This window comes from Xanthomarina gelatinilytica (assembly GCF_000348685.1).
In the GTDB taxonomy this organism is placed as follows: domain Bacteria; phylum Bacteroidota; class Bacteroidia; order Flavobacteriales; family Flavobacteriaceae; genus Xanthomarina; species Xanthomarina gelatinilytica.
The window spans coordinates 41107-57697 of record NZ_ANLA01000010.1 but is presented as its reverse complement, the minus strand read 5'-3'; the positions used below and the strand labels follow the sequence as shown (position 1 = coordinate 57697).

16 protein-coding genes are annotated in these 16591 nt (G+C 35.4%); all 16 read left to right on the top strand.

Annotated features, from left to right (window positions below):
* Positions 1-28: 28 nt before the first annotated feature.
* The 16 genes from D778_RS07410 (at position 29) to hisH (ending at position 16590) form a co-directional block, all read left to right on the top strand.
* Complete coding sequence (locus D778_RS07410; RefSeq protein ID WP_155949912.1) at positions 29-1258, top strand: HD domain-containing protein; 1230 nt, start codon at positions 29-31, stop codon at positions 1256-1258.
* 24 nt (positions 1259-1282) lie between these two features.
* Entirely contained in the window at positions 1283-2311 is a 1029-nt protein-coding gene (gene lpxD / locus D778_RS07405) for a UDP-3-O-(3-hydroxymyristoyl)glucosamine N-acyltransferase (protein WP_007649253.1), read from the top strand.
* Entirely contained in the window at positions 2298-3704 is a 1407-nt protein-coding gene (locus D778_RS07400) for a bifunctional UDP-3-O-[3-hydroxymyristoyl] N-acetylglucosamine deacetylase/3-hydroxyacyl-ACP dehydratase (protein WP_007649252.1), read from the top strand. The genes lpxD and D778_RS07400 overlap by 14 nt, the downstream gene beginning before the upstream one ends.
* Positions 3705-3730: 26 nt before the next feature.
* A complete protein-coding gene (gene lpxA, locus D778_RS07395; protein ID WP_007649251.1) occupies positions 3731-4516 on the top strand; it encodes an acyl-ACP--UDP-N-acetylglucosamine O-acyltransferase in 786 nt (261 codons plus the stop codon).
* A gap of 57 nt (positions 4517-4573) precedes the next feature.
* On the top strand, positions 4574-5140 hold the full coding sequence (gene efp, locus D778_RS07390) for an elongation factor P (protein WP_007649250.1): 567 nt from the start codon (positions 4574-4576) through the stop codon (positions 5138-5140).
* Between the two features lie 88 nt (positions 5141-5228).
* Positions 5229-6164 (top strand): UDP-3-O-(3-hydroxymyristoyl)glucosamine N-acyltransferase, encoded by a 936-nt coding sequence (locus D778_RS07385; protein ID WP_007649249.1) that lies wholly within the window; start codon positions 5229-5231, stop codon positions 6162-6164.
* Complete coding sequence (locus D778_RS07380; protein WP_007649248.1) at positions 6165-6572, top strand: nuclear transport factor 2 family protein; 408 nt, start codon at positions 6165-6167, stop codon at positions 6570-6572. It abuts the gene before it with no gap.
* A 70-nt stretch (positions 6573-6642) separates the two neighbouring features.
* Positions 6643-7515, top strand: a complete 873-nt coding sequence (sucD, locus tag D778_RS07375; protein WP_007649247.1) for a succinate--CoA ligase subunit alpha — start codon at positions 6643-6645, stop codon at positions 7513-7515.
* A 178-nt stretch (positions 7516-7693) separates the two neighbouring features.
* Positions 7694-8440: a 3-oxoacyl-[acyl-carrier-protein] reductase gene (gene fabG, locus D778_RS07370; RefSeq protein WP_007649246.1), complete on the top strand. Its 747-nt coding sequence runs from the start codon at positions 7694-7696 to the stop codon at positions 8438-8440.
* Between the two features lie 5 nt (positions 8441-8445).
* Positions 8446-10479, top strand: a complete 2034-nt coding sequence (locus tag D778_RS07365; RefSeq protein WP_007649244.1) for a hypothetical protein — start codon at positions 8446-8448, stop codon at positions 10477-10479.
* Between the two features lie 14 nt (positions 10480-10493).
* A complete protein-coding gene (locus D778_RS07360; RefSeq protein ID WP_007649243.1) occupies positions 10494-11309 on the top strand; it encodes a prohibitin family protein in 816 nt (271 codons plus the stop codon).
* 279 nt (positions 11310-11588) lie between these two features.
* Complete coding sequence (gene hisG, locus D778_RS07355) at positions 11589-12446, top strand: ATP phosphoribosyltransferase (protein ID WP_007649241.1); 858 nt, start codon at positions 11589-11591, stop codon at positions 12444-12446.
* 1 nt (position 12447) lies between these two features.
* Positions 12448-13731, top strand: a complete 1284-nt coding sequence (gene hisD / locus D778_RS07350; RefSeq protein WP_007649239.1) for a histidinol dehydrogenase — start codon at positions 12448-12450, stop codon at positions 13729-13731.
* Complete coding sequence (gene hisC, locus D778_RS07345; RefSeq protein WP_007649237.1) at positions 13728-14759, top strand: histidinol-phosphate transaminase; 1032 nt, start codon at positions 13728-13730, stop codon at positions 14757-14759. Before hisD ends, hisC begins: the two co-directional genes overlap by 4 nt.
* Positions 14756-15889: a bifunctional histidinol-phosphatase/imidazoleglycerol-phosphate dehydratase HisB gene (gene hisB / locus D778_RS07340; protein ID WP_007649235.1), complete on the top strand. Its 1134-nt coding sequence runs from the start codon at positions 14756-14758 to the stop codon at positions 15887-15889. Before hisC ends, hisB begins: the two co-directional genes overlap by 4 nt.
* Positions 15890-15993: 104 nt before the next feature.
* On the top strand, positions 15994-16590 hold the full coding sequence (gene hisH, locus D778_RS07335) for an imidazole glycerol phosphate synthase subunit HisH (protein WP_007649234.1): 597 nt from the start codon (positions 15994-15996) through the stop codon (positions 16588-16590).
* The last annotated feature ends 1 nt before the right edge of the window (position 16591 follow it).

The following is a 16591-nucleotide window of genomic DNA, read 5'->3' as shown; positions in this document are numbered from 1 at the left end:
TTTAAATTTTTAATATCAAAGATTAAGCCTGATTGTGCAAAACAAACTTAAAATATTTAACGACCCAATTTACGGATTTATTACCATTCCAAATTCGTTAATTTTCGATTTAATTGAACATAAATACTTTCAACGCTTAAGACGTATTTCGCAAATGGGTATGTCTTATTTAGTATATCCAGGAGCACACCATACCAGATTTCATCATGCCTTGGGTTGTATGCACTTAATGCAAAAAGCTGTTAATGTGTTGCGTTTTAAGGGGATTGACATCTCTGCCGATGAGGAACAGGCCCTTTATATGGCCATTTTATTGCATGATATTGGTCATGGTCCTTTTTCCCATGCCATGGAACATAGTATAGTAAATGGGGTTTCCCATGAGGAAATTTCACTGCTTTTTATGGAACAGCTCAATAAAGACTTTAACTTAAGTTTAACGCTGGCCATCCAGATTTTTAAAGGCGAACACCCAAGAAAGTTTCTTTGCCAGTTAATTTCGGGACAACTGGACATGGACCGAGCCGATTATTTAAAACGGGATAGTTTTTATACAGGTGTTGCTGAAGGAAACATTAATAGTGAGCGCTTAATTACCATGCTTAATGTTGTGGACAATGAATTGGTAGTTGAAGAAAAAGGCATTTATAGTGTAGAAAAGTTTCTGGTAGCAAGAAGACTTATGTACTGGCAAGTGTATTTGCACAAAACCAGTTTGGCAGCAGAACAATTGTTGATTAGGGTGTTAAAACGAGCTAAGGAACTAACCAGTTTGGGAGTGGATTTGAAAGCAAGTGCTGCCTTGCAATTCTTTTTAAAACAGGAAATAACCAGTGAGAATTTTAACAGGGAAACGCTAGACGTGTTTGCCAGATTGGACGATTACGATATTATTGCAGCCATGAAAGAATGGCAGTTTCATGAGGATTTTGTTCTAAAAAACCTTTGCGACATGCTCATTAATCGCGATTTGCTTAAAGTAAAGCTTAAAAATAAAAAAATAAAAAAGGAAAAACTTCAAGTTCATGCTCAAAAGCTCATGGAGACCTATGGTATTAGTAACGAAGAAGCGAATTATTTTGTCTTTACTGGGGAGATTTCAAATCAAGCTTATCAAATTAAAAAGCAACATATTAATATATTGTATAAAAACGGTAAAATACAGGATATTATTAAGGCTTCAGACCAATTGAACTTAAAAGCACTCTCAAAAACAGTCACAAAATATTATATCTGTTATCCTAAAGAAAAACTTTAGCACTTTTTTCCTATTTTTGCTGGAATGAAATTTACAGCACAACAAATAGCAGGAATATTAGAAGGCGACATTGTAGGCAATCCAGATGTTGAAGTTTCTAAACTTTCCAAAATAGAAGAAGGGACCAAAGGGTCATTAACCTTTTTGGCTAATCCTAAATATCAATCCTATATATATTCTACAAAAGCATCCATTACCATAGTTAATAAAACCTTTGTTCCGGAAAACCATTTAGAAACCACGCTTATAAAGGTTGAAGATGCCTATAAGTCATTTTCTAAGTTGTTGGAATATTATAATATGGTAAAGCTTAACAAACAAGGGATAGAAAATCCCTCGTTTATTTCAGACTCTGCTACTTATGGGTCTCAAATTTATGTTGGTGCCTTTACTTATATAGGCGAGAATGTAAAAATTGGCAACAACGTAAAAATTTTCCCAAATTGTTACATTGGAGATAATGTGGTTATAGGTAACGATACGGTTGTTTTTGCAGGAGTAAAAATTTATTCCGAAACTTCCATTGGCAACAATTGTGTCATTAACTCAGGGGTTATCATTGGTGCAGATGGTTTTGGTTTTGTTCCAAATGAAAAAGGGGAATATAATAAGGTTCCACAAACAGGAAACGTTATTATAGAGGATTTTGTAGATATTGGAGCAGCTACTACAATAGATAGGGCTACATTGGGTTCTACCATTATACGAAGAGGTGTTAAACTGGATAACCAAATTCAAATTGCCCATAATGTTGAAATTGGCAAGAATACAGTTATAGCTGCCCAAACAGGAATAGCAGGTTCCACCAAGATTGGCGAGAATTGTCAAATAGGAGGGCAGGTTGGCTTTGCAGGACATATTACCATAGGTAATAATGTTAAAATTCAAGCACAATCCGGAATAGGTAGAAGTATCAAGGACAACGAAACCTTGCAAGGGTCTCCAGCTTTTAGCTATGGGGACTGGAACAAATCCTATGTGTATTTTAAGAACTTACCGAAAATTGTTAAAAATATAACCGATTTAGAAAAAAAAGTAGATGGGAATAATTAATACAGAAGTTAAACAAAAAACCATAAAGGACGAGGTGTCTTTAAATGGTGTTGGCCTACATACAGGAAAAAATGTGACCTTAACTTTTAAACCAGCTCCTGTAAACACAGGATTTGCATTTAAGCGTATTGATTTGGAGGGGACACCTGTTATTGAAGCAAATGCAAATTACGTCACCAATACCCAAAGAGGTACCTGTTTGGAGAAAAATGGCGTTACCATTCAAACATCGGAGCATGTATTGGCTGCTTTGGTTGGATTGGATCTGGACAATGTTATAATTGAACTAAATGCTTCCGAACCACCAATAATGGATGGATCTTCAAAATATTTTGTTGAAGTTTTAGAAAAATCCGGCGTTGTAGAACAAGATGCATTTAGGGAAGAATATGTTGTAACCGATGTTATTTCTTATACAGATGAAGAATCTGGAAGTGAAATTCTAGTGATGCCTTCCAACGAATATCAGGTAACCACCATGGTGGATTTTGGCACAAAAGTTTTGGGAACACAAAATGCCACCCTTAAGAATATTTCAGATTTTAAAGAGGAGATCGCATCTTCCAGAACCTTTAGTTTTTTACATGAACTGGAAATGCTGCTGGAACATGGTTTGATAAAGGGAGGCGATTTAAACAACGCCATAGTTTATGTAGACAAAGAGATTTCACCAAATACCATAGAAAAGTTAAAGGTAGCTTTTAAAAAAGATGCCATTGCAGTTAAACCAAATGGCATTTTGGATAATTTAACCTTGCATTATCCCAACGAGGCTGCAAGACATAAATTGTTGGACGTAGTTGGAGATTTGGCTCTAATTGGTGTGCGTTTAAGAGGAAAGGTGATAGCAAACAAACCAGGACATTTTGTAAACACACAGTTTGCAAAAAAAATGTCTAAACTTATTAAGAACGAAAGACGCAACCATGTTCCAAAAATAGATTTAAACCAAGAGCCATTAATGGACGTGAATCAAATAATGAGCATGCTGCCTCATAGACAGCCTTTTTTGTTGATTGACAAAATTTTTGAATTGTCCGACAGTCATGTTATTGGAATGAAAAACGTAACCATGAACGAGCCGTTCTTCGCTGGCCATTTCCCTGGAGCTCCTGTAATGCCTGGGGTTTTAATTGTGGAAGCCATGGCCCAAACAGGAGGTATCCTTGTGCTAAGTACTGTTCCAGACCCAGAAAATTACTTGACTTTCTTCATGAAAATAGACAATGTGAAATTTAAACAAAAAGTAGTTCCTGGAGATACCTTAATTTTTAAATGCGATTTAATTTCCCCAATCCGTCGTGGTATTTGCCACATGCAAGGCTATGCTTACGCCAATGGGAAATTATGTGCAGAAGCCGAGCTAATGGCTCAAATTTCAAAAGTAAAATAAAAGTAAGTAATAAAACTTAATATAAAATGAATCAACCACTAGCTTATGTGCATCCAGGAGCCAAAATAGCAAAAAATGTTGTTATAGATCCTTTTACTACCATCCATAACAATGTTATCATTGGAGAAGGAACATGGATTGGGAGCAACGTTACCATCATGGAAGGGGCTCGAATTGGCAAAAATTGCAATATTTTTCCAGGAGCTGTTATTTCTGCTGTACCACAGGATTTAAAATTCAATGATGAAGACACGCTTACTATTATAGGGGATAATGTAACCATAAGGGAATGTGTAACTATCAATAGAGGTACCACAGATAAAATGAAAACCGTAATTGGTAACAATTGTCTTATCATGGCTTACTGCCATATTGCACACGATTGTATTGTTGGTAACAACTGTATTTTTTCAAACAACAGTACATTGGCAGGACACATTACTGTGGGAGACTATGTGGTGTTGGCAGGTATGACTGCTGTTCATCAGTTTTGTTCCATTGGAAACCATGCTTTTGTTACTGGTGGTTCATTGGTAAGAAAAGATGTCCCTCCATTTGTAAAAGCAGCCCGTGAACCTCTGTCTTATGTAGGAATCAATTCTGTTGGCTTGAGAAGAAGAGGTTTTTCAACCGAAAAAATTAGGGAAGTACAAGACATCTATAGAATCTTATATCAAAAAAACTACAACAATACCCAAGCCTCAGAGATTATTGAGGCAGAAATGGAAGCAACTCCAGAAAGGGATGAAATCTTGCAATTTATCAAGAATTCCCATCGTGGTATCATGAAAGGTTATTTTAAATCGAATTGATTTCAAATAAAACTTAAATAAAAAATATCTTAACAAACAACAAACGATAAAGAATAAATGGCAACAACAAGCGATATTAGAAACGGATTATGCATCAGGTATAATAACGATATTTATAAAATCATAGAATTTTTACACGTAAAACCAGGTAAAGGACCAGCTTTTGTTAGAACCAAATTAAAAAGCGTTACAACTGGGAAAGTATTGGATAACACCTTTTCGGCTGGACATAAACTAGAAGATGTACGTGTGGAAACACACAAGTTTCAGTTCTTGTATAACGATGGGGAATTTTATCATTTCATGAATACCGAAGATTACACACAAATTCGATTGCTGGAAGCAGCTTTGGACAGACCGGATTTAATGAAAGAAGGCGAAGTGGTTACGGTTATCATCAACACAGAAGATAACATGCCATTATCTGTTGAAATGCCTGCTAGTGTTATTCTTGAAGTAACCCATACAGAACCTGGTGTTAAAGGGAATACTGCTACAAATGCTACAAAACCTGCTACTGTGGAAACAGGAGCCGAAGTAAATGTCCCTTTATTTATAAACGAAGGAGACAAAATAAAAATTGAAACAGAAAAAGGAACTTACAAAGAACGCATTAAGGACTAATTGCAGTATTTCGTTTTGCGTTGTGGGAATTTTTAAAAACCACAATGTCTTTCCTTAACTACTTTGCTATATATATTTAAACATATTTATGAAATTCCCAAAACCACATACTTTAAAGCAAATATCAGACCTTCTCGAGTGTCAATTTGTTGGTGACGAAAATTTCCCTGTTTTGGGGATGAATGAAATACATGTGGTTGAAGCTGGAGATATTGTTTTTGTAGATCATCCCAAGTATTACGATAAGGCCTTGGAATCTGCTGCTACTATTGTCCTAATCAATAAAGAAGTCACTTGCCCAGAAGGTAAAGCCTTACTTATTAGCGATGATCCGTTTAGGGATTTCAACAAATTAACACAACATTTTAAACCTTTTGTATCCTCAAGCGCTTCCATTTCCCCTTCAGCTAAAATTGGGAAAAACACCATTATTCAACCCAATTGTTTTATAGGAAATAATGTAACCATTGGAGACCATTGCCTCATTCATTCCAATGTTAGTATTTATGACGATGCTGTTATTGGTAACCATGTAACCATACATGCTGGAACGGTTTTGGGAGCCAGTGCTTTTTACTATAAAAACAGGCCAGAAGGTTTCGACCAATTAAAATCTGGTGGTCGGGTAATTATAAAAGACCATGTGGATATTGGAGCCTTGTGTACCATAGATAAAGGGGTAACAGGCGACACCATTATTGGTGAAGGTTCTAAATTGGACAATCAAATTCAAGTGGGTCACGATACGGTTATTGGCAAAAAGTGCTTGATAGCCTCTCAAGTTGGTATTGCTGGTTGTGTAGTTGTTGAAGACGAAGTGACCATTTGGGGTCAAGTAGGCATAACCAGTGGCATTACCATTGGAAAAAAAGCAGTTATTTCGGCACAATCTGGTGTCAGTAAATCCCTGGAAGGAAACAAAAGCTATTTTGGAACGCCTGCAGATGACTTTAGGTCCAAATATAAAGAAATTGCATCCATTAGAATGATACCTGAAATTTTGGAAAAACTAAAAATAAAATAAATGAGCCCTAAAGAGTTGTTAATCCAGTTTTATGAGTCCGATATTGTAAACAATTTAGATCTTGTCGAGCAGTTTTATCATAAAGATTGTGAACTGCATTGGAACAGCAGTAAAGATTTTAAGATTTTGAAGTATAAAGATATATTGGATTTTTTTAAGAACATAAACAACAGTTACGTGTCTTTGCGATACGAGGTCAGTCACCTTTTGGAAGAAGGTTCATATGTAACGTCAAGACATACTGTTTATGCCAGAACCATTGAAAATGATGACGAAGAAACCCCTTTGGCACATTACATAAGTATTTGGGAAGTAAAGGACAATAAGCTCTATAGAGGATATCAAATGAGTCAGCTGACTAACGATAAAGCCATACAGTCCAATTCTTTTTCAGAAATTAAAGTTTAAAACACTTTATAAATTGCACTTAAAAACATACTTTTGCAACGTTTAAAAAACATAAAAAAATTAATCAATAATGAGCGTTTTAGTTAATAAAAATTCAAAAATAATAGTACAGGGTTTCACAGGAAGCGAAGGAACATTTCATGCAGGACAAATGATTGAATATGGAACCAATGTGGTAGGTGGTGTAACTCCAGGAAAAGGTGGGCAAACCCATCTGGACAGGCCAGTTTTCAATACAGTTCAGGATGCTGTAGAACAAGCAGGTGCTGATACCACAATTATTTTTGTGCCACCAGCTTTTGCTGCAGATGCCATCATGGAAGCTGCCGATGCTGGAATAAAAGTTATTATTACCATTACAGAAGGTATTCCTGTTGGAGATATGATAAAAGCTGCCAACTATATTAAAAATAGAGATTGCAGGTTAATTGGCCCTAACTGTCCAGGAGTGATTACTCCAGGAGAGGCCAAAGTAGGTATCATGCCAGGATTTGTTTTCAAAAAAGGAAAAGTAGGAATTGTTTCTAAATCAGGTACTTTAACCTACGAAGCAGCAGACCAAGTGGTAAAACAAGGTTTGGGTATAACAACTGCTATTGGAATTGGTGGAGACCCAATTATTGGAACCACAACCAAAGAAGCTGTTGAATTACTGATTAACGACCCAGAAACTGAAGCAGTTGTGATGATTGGTGAAATTGGAGGACAGTTGGAAGCCGATGCTGCCAATTGGTACAAAGCGAGTGGAAGTAAAAAACCTATTGTAGGATTTATAGCCGGTGAAACTGCTCCTGCAGGTAGAACCATGGGTCATGCTGGTGCCATTGTTGGTGGAAGTGATGATACAGCGCAAGCAAAAAAGAAAATTATGAGAGCTTGTGGGATTCATGTGGTAGATTCTCCAGCCGAAATAGGAAAAAAAGTAAAGGAAGTTTTAGGATAATATCCTTATAATGCATCATAAAACCTCATAAATTCATCTTAATTTTATGAGGTTTTTTATTTCTTATAACTTCTTATCGTTATATTTGAAAATAGAAATCAACCAAACGAATCAACCTAAATAAACATTCGTGTTTCTTGTTTAAAACAAACGGATTCGTAGCCAAAAATTATTTAGAATGAAATTATTAGAAGGAAAAACAGCCATAATTACTGGAGCAAGTCGTGGAATAGGTAAAGGGATTGCTCAAGTTTTTGCTCAACAAGGTGCCAATGTGGCTTTTACATACAGTTCATCTGTAGAAGCTGCCAACGAACTTGAAAACGAATTGAATGCGCTTGGTATTAAAGCCAAAGGCTATAAAAGCAATGCTGCGGACTTTAAGGAGGCTCAGGAATTGGCAGATGCTGTGGTGGCAGAATTTGGAACCATAGATATTTTGGTCAATAATGCTGGGATTACAAAGGATAACCTTTTAATGCGTATCACAGAAGAAGACTTTGATAAAGTGATTGAAGTCAATTTAAAATCTGTGTTTAACATGACAAAAGCTGTACAACGTACCATGTTAAAACAACGTAGTGGCTCTATCATTAACATGAGTTCTGTGGTTGGTGTTAAAGGAAATGCTGGTCAAACCAACTATGCAGCCTCAAAAGCTGGAATTATTGGATTCTCTAAGTCTGTGGCTTTGGAATTGGGTTCCAGAAACATAAGAAGCAACGTGATCGCTCCTGGATTTATAGAAACCGAAATGACAGCCAAATTAGACGAAGCAACCGTAAAAGGATGGAGAGATGGTATCCCATTAAAACGTGGAGGAACCCCTGAAGATATTGCCAATGTGTGCGTGTTCCTTGCTAGTGATATGAGTTCTTACATTACAGGACAAACCATTCATGTGGATGGTGGTATGCTAACGTAATATACATGCAAACAGAAACAATTATATATATTATTATATCTGTAATCATAGCGCTACTTGTAGCGCTTTTTCAGTATAAATACAAAGTGAAACAATTGTCCAACAGGCAAATGGTTCTCGCTGCATTGAGGTTTGTTTCTGTTTTCTCGTTGTTGGTATTGCTCATCAACCCAAAATTTGAAAGCAAAAATGTATATCTTGAAAAACCAAACCTGGTTTTAGCTGTAGATAATTCCAGTTCCATAACTTATTTAAAACAAGATGACAATGCCTTGAATTTGTTGGATAAAATAATATCCCACCCTCAAGTGCAAGAAAAATTTGATGTGCAAGTATATGCTTTTGGCGATCAAGTAAGTTTAACGGATTCTATAAACTTTAAACAAAAACAATCCAACCTGGATGTGGTGTTCAAGGAATTCAATCAAATATATAAGCAAAGCATCTCGCCAACAGTTTTAATCACAGATGGGAACCAAACCATTGGTAACGATTATGTTTTTTCGGCTCAAAAATACAAACAGCCCATTTACTCGGTCGTTTTGGGTGATTCAACTGTATATTCAGATTTAAAGATTCAGCAGTTAAATGTCAATAAGTATGCCTATTTAAAAAATAAATTTCCTGTGGAAGTGATTTTGGTATATCATGGTGAAGCTGCATTGAACACCAATTTTATAGTACAACAAGGTGCTGCCATAGTGTATTCCGAAACAGTAAGTTTTTCAAAGGAAAACAATTCCAAAATCTTAAACTTTTACTTACCGGCAAATCAAGTGGGTGTACAAAGCTATACAGCAGTTTTGGAACCGCTTGAAAACGAGAAAAACAAAGTAAACAACCAAAAGGAATTTGCTGTTGAAATAATAGACCAAAAAACAAATGTGGCCATAGTTTCAGATATTTTGCATCCAGATTTAGGTGCGTTAAAAAAGAGCATAGAAGCCAACGAACAGCGCCAGGTCAATATATTAAACCCGAAAGAATATATTTTAAAAAGTAATGAATTTCAATTGGTTATATTGTATCAGCCAAACAATAACTTTAATCAGGTTTTTGATTTTTTAAAGAATTCAAACAATAATTATTTTTTAATTTCAGGAACCAAAACCAATTGGAGATATCTTAACAGTTTGAATTTGAATGTTGCTCTTGAAATCACAAACCAAACTGAAGATTATCAAGCTGTTTTAAACACAGGGTTTTCAAACTTTATTGTAGAAGATTTGGAATTTGAATCGTTTCCACCTCTAAAATCCAGTTTTGGGGAACCACAGTTTAAAGTCCCTTTCCAAACTGTTTTGTTTAAAAAAGTTGGAAATATTGCCACACAAGAAAGCTTACTGGCAACTTTAGAACATCAAGGAAGAAGGGAAGCTATATTGTTTGGTGAAAACATCTGGCAATGGCGTGCCCAAAGTTATTTAATGGATAAATCTTTCAACAATTTTGATAATTTTATTGGAAAACTTGTTCAGTATCTGGCATCCACAGAAAGAAAAACCAGACTCAGTTTAGATTATAACTCTTTTTATGAAGGAAACTCCAGTGTATTGATCAAAGCGCAATTTTTCAATAAAAATTATGAGTTTGATTCTAAAGAATCCCTTTCAATTAAAGTTACAGATAAAATATCAGAAGAAAGTAAAACGTTTCCATTCATCTTAAAAAATAACTATTATCAAGTGGATTTAAGCAATTTACCTGCTTCAGAGTACGAGTTTGTGGTAAGTGCCACCAACGAAAAAATATCCAAGTCAGGTACTTTTAAAATCTTGGATTACAACATTGAGCAACAATTCTTAAATGCAAACCATTATAAACTTCATCAAATTGCAAACAACAGCAATGGCAAGAGCTATTTTGTTGCCAATAGCAATGAGTTGATATCTGACTTATTAAATGACGAAAGATATAAAGCAATCCAAAAGAGCCATAAAAATGTTGTACCTTTGATAGATTGGAAATATCTTCTGATATTGATTGTTTTGAGCCTTTCGGCCGAATGGTTTATTAGAAAATATAACGGATTAATTTAAATTTTAATTGATATATGGAAAAATTACCTAAAGTGGCTTTGCCAACTATTATTATTGCTATTGTTTTAATTATTGTACTTGCTAAATCTGCCATAACCATCGGGTCTGGAGAAGCAGGTGTGCTCTATAAAACATTTGGGGGAGGAGTTGTTACAGACGAAGCTCCCTTAGGTGAAGGCTTTCATATTGTAGCGCCTTGGAACAAGGTTTTTGTTTATGAAGTGCGCCAGCAAGAGATTTTGGAAAAAATGAATGTGCTGTCCTCCAATGGTCTGGATATTAAACTGGAAGCTTCTGTATGGTTTCAGCCAGATTATGCAAATTTGGGGAAACTGCACCAAGAAAAAAGTGAAATGTATAAAGAACGTGTTTTATTGCCAGCCATACGTTCAGCAGCCAGAAGTGTTGTAGGTCGTTATACACCAGAACAATTATATTCCAGCAAACGTGATGCCATACAACAAGAAATTTTTGAGGAAACCAAAAAAATTGTGGAAGATCAATACATTCAATTAAACGAAGTTTTGGTTCGCGATGTTACTTTGCCTCCAACTATAAAAGATGCCATTGAGCGTAAATTAAAACAGGAACAAGAGTCGTTGGAATACGAATTTAGATTGGTTACGGCAGCCAAAGAAGCAGAAAAACAAATTATTGAAGCCCAAGGTAAAGCAGATGCCAATAGAATTTTAAGCGCCTCTTTAACCGATAAAATTTTACAGGATAAAGGTATTGAAGCCACCATTAAACTATCAGAATCTACTAACAGTAAAGTTATTGTAATTGGTTCAGGAGACTCTGGAATGCCTATTATACTTGGAAATCAATAAAAATTTTCAATTTGTTTAGGATTTGTAAATTTTTATTTACAATCTTTGTATTCACAAAAAAAGAAACATGACATTTATTCAATTACATCATCATCATTTTCATTCTGGCACTCAAGCGAGCTGAAAATGTATTGAATAAAATCAAGATATTTAAAAAAACCCGTTTGAGTAAATCAAACGGGTTTTGTTTTTCATGACATTGAAAATGTCTTCCCAAAAAGGTTTACTCAAACAATTAGATTACTAATTAAACAAATGCCCATTTAGTTGGGAATAATTATGAGTAAATTAAAAATTGCAGTTCAAAAATCGGGTCGTTTACACGACGACTCCATGAAAATCCTGAAAGATGTTGGGATTTCCATAGACAATGGCAGAGACCAATTAAAAGCCTCAGCTAAAAATTTTCCCTTAGAAGTGTTTTATTTGCGCAATGGCGATATCCCTCAGTATTTAAGGGATGGCATTGTAGATGCAGCCATTATAGGTGAAAATGTGTTGATTGAAAAGGGACAAGACATTCCAATTATTGAAAAATTAGGATTTTCCTCATGTAGGCTGTCTTTGGCCGTTCCCAAAAACATCCAGTTCAAATCCTTAAAGGATTTGCAAGGCAAGCGTATTGCAACTTCATATCCCAATACGGTTCAAGCTTTTTTAAACAAAAATCAAATTAAAGCCAATCTGCATATCATTAATGGTTCTGTTGAAATTACGCCAAATATTGGTCTTGCAGATGCCATTGTGGACATTGTTTCCAGTGGTAGCACCTTATTTAAAAACAATTTAAAGGAAGTTGATGTGCTTTTACAGTCTGAAGCTGTTTTGGCAGAATCTCCATTGATTTCCAATGAAAGTAAAAATATTTTAAACAAGTTAAAATTTCGGTTTCAATCTGTTTTAAAAGGAAGACAAAACAAATATGTGCTTTTAAATGCACCTAACAATAAGATTCCAGACATCATTGAAATCCTTCCAGGAATGAAAAGCCCAACCATTTTGCCTTTGGCAGAAGCAGGATGGAGCTCCTTACATTCAGTAATTAATAAAAATGATTTTTGGCAAATTATAGACAAACTAAAGGCTCAAGGAGCTGAAGGTATTTTGGTTTGTCCTATAGAAAATATGGTAATTTAATATGAAAACAATAATAAATCCAAATAGAAAAATTTGGGCTTCAATTTTAAAAAGACCCACACAAAACATGGAAAACATAGAGCTTACCGTCAATCAGATTTTTGATGATGTTAAGCGTCATGGAGATGCAGCCATAAAAAAATACACCGAACTTTTTGATGGTGCTTCACAGCAATGCAACATGGTAACTGAAGAAGAAATGGAATTGGCTTCCAATTTGGTTTTAGAGGAACTGAAAAGAGCCATCAAACTTGCAAAATCCAATATTGAGAAATTTCACCAAGCGCAAAAAACCGATAAATTGGAAGTTGAAACCACTCCAGGTGTGGTTTGTTGGCAGGAAAAAAGACCAATAGAAAAGATAGGCTTGTACATTCCTGGAGGTACCGCTCCATTGTTTTCCACGGTTTTAATGTTGGCTATTCCTGCAACAATAGCAGGATGTAAGGACATTGTGCTGTGCACACCTCCAAATAAAGAAGGTAAGGTTGCCAATGAAATTTTATATACAGCAAAACTTTGTGGCATTGATAAAATCTATAAAGTAGGTGGCATTCAGGCTATTGCAGGCATGACCTTTGGAACCAAAACCATGCCTCGAATATTTAAGATATTTGGACCAGGCAACCAGTTTGTAACCGTTGCCAAACAGTTGGCCACAAAATATGGTGTTGCAATAGATATGCCTGCTGGACCAAGTGAACTGCTTGTGGTGGCAGATCAATCGGCTCAGGCAGCTTATGTGGCATCCGATTTGTTAAGTCAGGCAGAACATGGAGTGGATAGTCAGGTTGTTTTGGTTTCCTCTTCCGAAGCATTCATTAAAAGAGTACAAAACGAAATATCCAAGCAACTTTTGGACTTGCCAAGAAAAGCGATTGCGGAAAAAGCCATATCCAATTCCAAATTTATATATATGCAGCAAGAGACCGATGCATTGGATTTAATTAATGCCTATGCGCCAGAGCATTTGATTATTGCTACAAAAAACAATGATTACTTTGTTGACAATATTCTTAATGCAGGCTCGGTTTTTATTGGTAATTACACACCCGAAAGTGCAGGAGATTATGCCTCTGGTACCAACCATACCTTACCAACAAACGGATTCAGTAATGTGTATTCAGGAGTGAATTTAGATAGCTTTACAAAAAGTATCACGTTTCAGAACATCTCAAAACAAGGCTTGAAAAATATTGGGCCAGCCATTGAATTAATGGCTGAGGCCGAAGGCTTGCAAGCTCATAAAAATGCTGTTTCCATAAGATTAAAGGACATATCATGAATATTTTAAATTTAGTTAGAGACAATATAAAAGCCTTAAAACCCTATACTTCTGCAAGGGATGAGTATCAGCAAATTAATGGTGAGATGGTATTTTTGGATGCCAATGAAAACCCTTTTAACAATGGTATGAACCGTTATCCAGATCCAAAACAAGAACTTCTAAAAGCAGAACTTTCAAAAATTAAGCAAGTGGCTCCAGAAAACATTCTTTTGGGAAATGGTAGCGATGAAGCATTGGATTTGATTTTGAGAGCTTTTTGTGAACCCAACAAAGACAAAGTCATTACTTTACCTCCAACTTATGGCATGTATCAAGTGTTGGCAAACATAAATGCGTTGGAAGTTGTTGAAGTGCCTTTAACAGCCTCTTTTAACCTTCAAGTATCCAAGATTCTCAAGATAAGCAATGCAAAGGTCTTGTTTTTGTGTTCTCCAAACAACCCAACAGGTAACAGTTTTAATCCATTGGACATGGAAAGGTTGCTAAGGGCATTTCAGGGAATCGTGGTTTTGGATGAAGCTTATATAGATTTTTCTGAACAAAAAAGCTGGTTGCAAAGACTGGAGGAATTTCCCAACCTGGTAATCACTCAAACATTTTCCAAAGCCTTTGGTTTGGCAGGAATTAGATTGGGAATTTGCTATGCTTCAAAAGATATTGTGTCCATATTAAATAACATCAAACCACCTTACAACATAAATACCTTGACGCAATCAGCAGCTTTAAAAAGACTGAAAAACCTAACTGAAATTGCTTCTGAAATAGAGCTGATTAAATCTGAGAGAGCACTTTTAACTTCAACATTAAAGACCATACAATTCATTTCAAAGGTCTATCCTTCTCAGGCTAATTTTTTATTAGTAAAAATGGATGATGCCCAAATGCGATACAAACAATTGGTTGAGAAGGGCATAGTTGTAAGAAATAGAAGCACTCAATTTGGATGTGAAAATTGTTTACGATTGACCGTTGGCACACCAAAAGAAAACCAAAATTTAATTAACACCTTAAAAGACTTACAATGAAAAAAGTACTTTTTATAGATAGGGATGGAACCCTTATAAAAGAAACCAAAGATGAGCAGATAGATGCTTTTGACAAATTGGATTTTTACCCAAATATATTTCAGTATTTAAGTAAAATTGCCAAGGAATTGGATTTTGAATTGGTGATGGTTACCAATCAAGATGGTCTGGGTACAGAGGCATTTCCAGAAAACACCTTTTGGCCAGTCCATGATTTCATCATTAAAACCTTTCAGGCTGAAGGCATCATCTTTAAAGAACAATGTATCGATAGAACTTTTGCGAAAGACAATGCGTCAACAAGAAAACCAAATACGGGAATGTTGACTTCCTATATTACATCGGAATATGATTTGGCAAATTCTTTTGTAATTGGAGACCGATTGACAGATATGGAACTTGCTAAAAATTTAGGTTGCAAAGGAATATTTATCAACGATGAAACTTATCTTGGAACTAATGAAATCTCGGTAAACCAAGAAGATTTAAATGCGTATATAGCTCTGGAAACCAATAGTTGGGAACAAATATATACATTTTTAAAAACAAGGGATCGTACTGGATATTTAGAGCTAACTACGCAGGAGACTCAAATTAAAATGGCATTGAACCTTGATGGTACGGGACAAAGCAATATTCAAACAGGGATTCCTTTTTTTGATCACATGCTAGACCAAATTGCAAAACATGGTCAATTGGATTTAAACATTCAGGTATCAGGAGATTTGGAAGTAGATGAACACCATACCATAGAAGATACTGCTATTGCGCTGGGCAACTTGTTTGAAAAAGCTTTAGGGAATAAATTAGGGATGGAACGATATGGTTTCTGTCTGCCCATGGACGACTGTTTGGCACAAGTAGCTATAGATTTTGGAGGTAGAAATTGGTTGGTTTGGGAAGCACAATTTAAACGTGAAATGATAGGCCATATGCCAACAGAAATGTTTATGCACTTTTTTAAGTCTTTTACAGATGGAGCTAAATGCAACCTAAACATTAAAGCAGAAGGGACAAACGAGCATCATAAAATAGAAGCTATTTTCAAAGCTTTTGCAAAAGCTATAAAAATGGCTGTAAAAAGAGATGTAAATAAAATGATTTTGCCTTCAACAAAAGGTGTTTTGTAATATCCTATAAAAAATATGGTAAATTCCAAAAGGCTGATTTTTGGAAGATGTCTTTAGAATTTTTGGAATTTGTAACAACAAATTTCAAGCAAAAGAAAAAGTAAATGAACAAAAAAACTTTAAAACTCGTAATAATTGATTATGGCGCAGGAAACATTAAAAGCATACAATTTGCGTTAAAACGGTTAGGTGTAGAGGCATTGCTTTCCAATAAACCAACCGAAATTTTAACAGCAGACAAAATTATATTTCCAGGTGTTGGAGAAGCCAGTAGTGCCATGAATATGCTTAAGAAAAAAGGTTTGGATCTGTTGCTGCCTCAGCTTAAGCAACCTGTTTTAGGCATTTGTTTGGGCATGCAATTATTATGTAACCACACCGAAGAAGGCAATACCAAAGGGTTGGGCGTTTTTGATGTTTCAATAAAACGCTTTTCAAATCAAGTAAAAGTGCCACAAATGGGCTGGAATACCATAACTAATTTAAAATCTAAGCTTTTTAATGGTATTTCTGAAAATGAATATATGTATCTTGTACATAGTTATTATGCTGAAAATTGCAAAGATGCCATTGCTTTAACGCAATACAGTTTGGTTTATGCTTCAGCATTGCAAAAAAACAATTTTTATGGTGTCCAATTCCACCCAGAAAAAAGCAGTCTCGCAGGAGAAAAAATATTAAAGAATTTTATTGAATTATAAT

Coding starts and splice junctions, on each gene's coding strand:
- sucD (WP_007649247.1), top strand. CDS start 6,643: ATGAGCGTTTTAGTTAATAAAAATTCAAAAATAATAGTACAGGGTTTC.
- efp (WP_007649250.1), top strand. CDS start 4,574: ATGGCAACAACAAGCGATATTAGAAACGGATTATGCATCAGGTATAAT.
- hisC (WP_007649237.1), top strand. CDS start 13,728: ATGAATATTTTAAATTTAGTTAGAGACAATATAAAAGCCTTAAAACCC.
- hisG (WP_007649241.1), top strand. CDS start 11,589: ATGAGTAAATTAAAAATTGCAGTTCAAAAATCGGGTCGTTTACACGAC.
- lpxD (WP_007649253.1), top strand. CDS start 1,283: ATGAAATTTACAGCACAACAAATAGCAGGAATATTAGAAGGCGACATT.
- fabG (WP_007649246.1), top strand. CDS start 7,694: ATGAAATTATTAGAAGGAAAAACAGCCATAATTACTGGAGCAAGTCGT.
- lpxA (WP_007649251.1), top strand. CDS start 3,731: ATGAATCAACCACTAGCTTATGTGCATCCAGGAGCCAAAATAGCAAAA.
- hisH (WP_007649234.1), top strand. CDS start 15,994: ATGAACAAAAAAACTTTAAAACTCGTAATAATTGATTATGGCGCAGGA.
- hisB (WP_007649235.1), top strand. CDS start 14,756: ATGAAAAAAGTACTTTTTATAGATAGGGATGGAACCCTTATAAAAGAA.
- D778_RS07360 (WP_007649243.1), top strand. CDS start 10,494: ATGGAAAAATTACCTAAAGTGGCTTTGCCAACTATTATTATTGCTATT.
- D778_RS07385 (WP_007649249.1), top strand. CDS start 5,229: ATGAAATTCCCAAAACCACATACTTTAAAGCAAATATCAGACCTTCTC.
- hisD (WP_007649239.1), top strand. CDS start 12,448: ATGAAAACAATAATAAATCCAAATAGAAAAATTTGGGCTTCAATTTTA.
- D778_RS07365 (WP_007649244.1), top strand. CDS start 8,446: ATGCAAACAGAAACAATTATATATATTATTATATCTGTAATCATAGCG.
- D778_RS07380 (WP_007649248.1), top strand. CDS start 6,165: ATGAGCCCTAAAGAGTTGTTAATCCAGTTTTATGAGTCCGATATTGTA.
- D778_RS07400 (WP_007649252.1), top strand. CDS start 2,298: ATGGGAATAATTAATACAGAAGTTAAACAAAAAACCATAAAGGACGAG.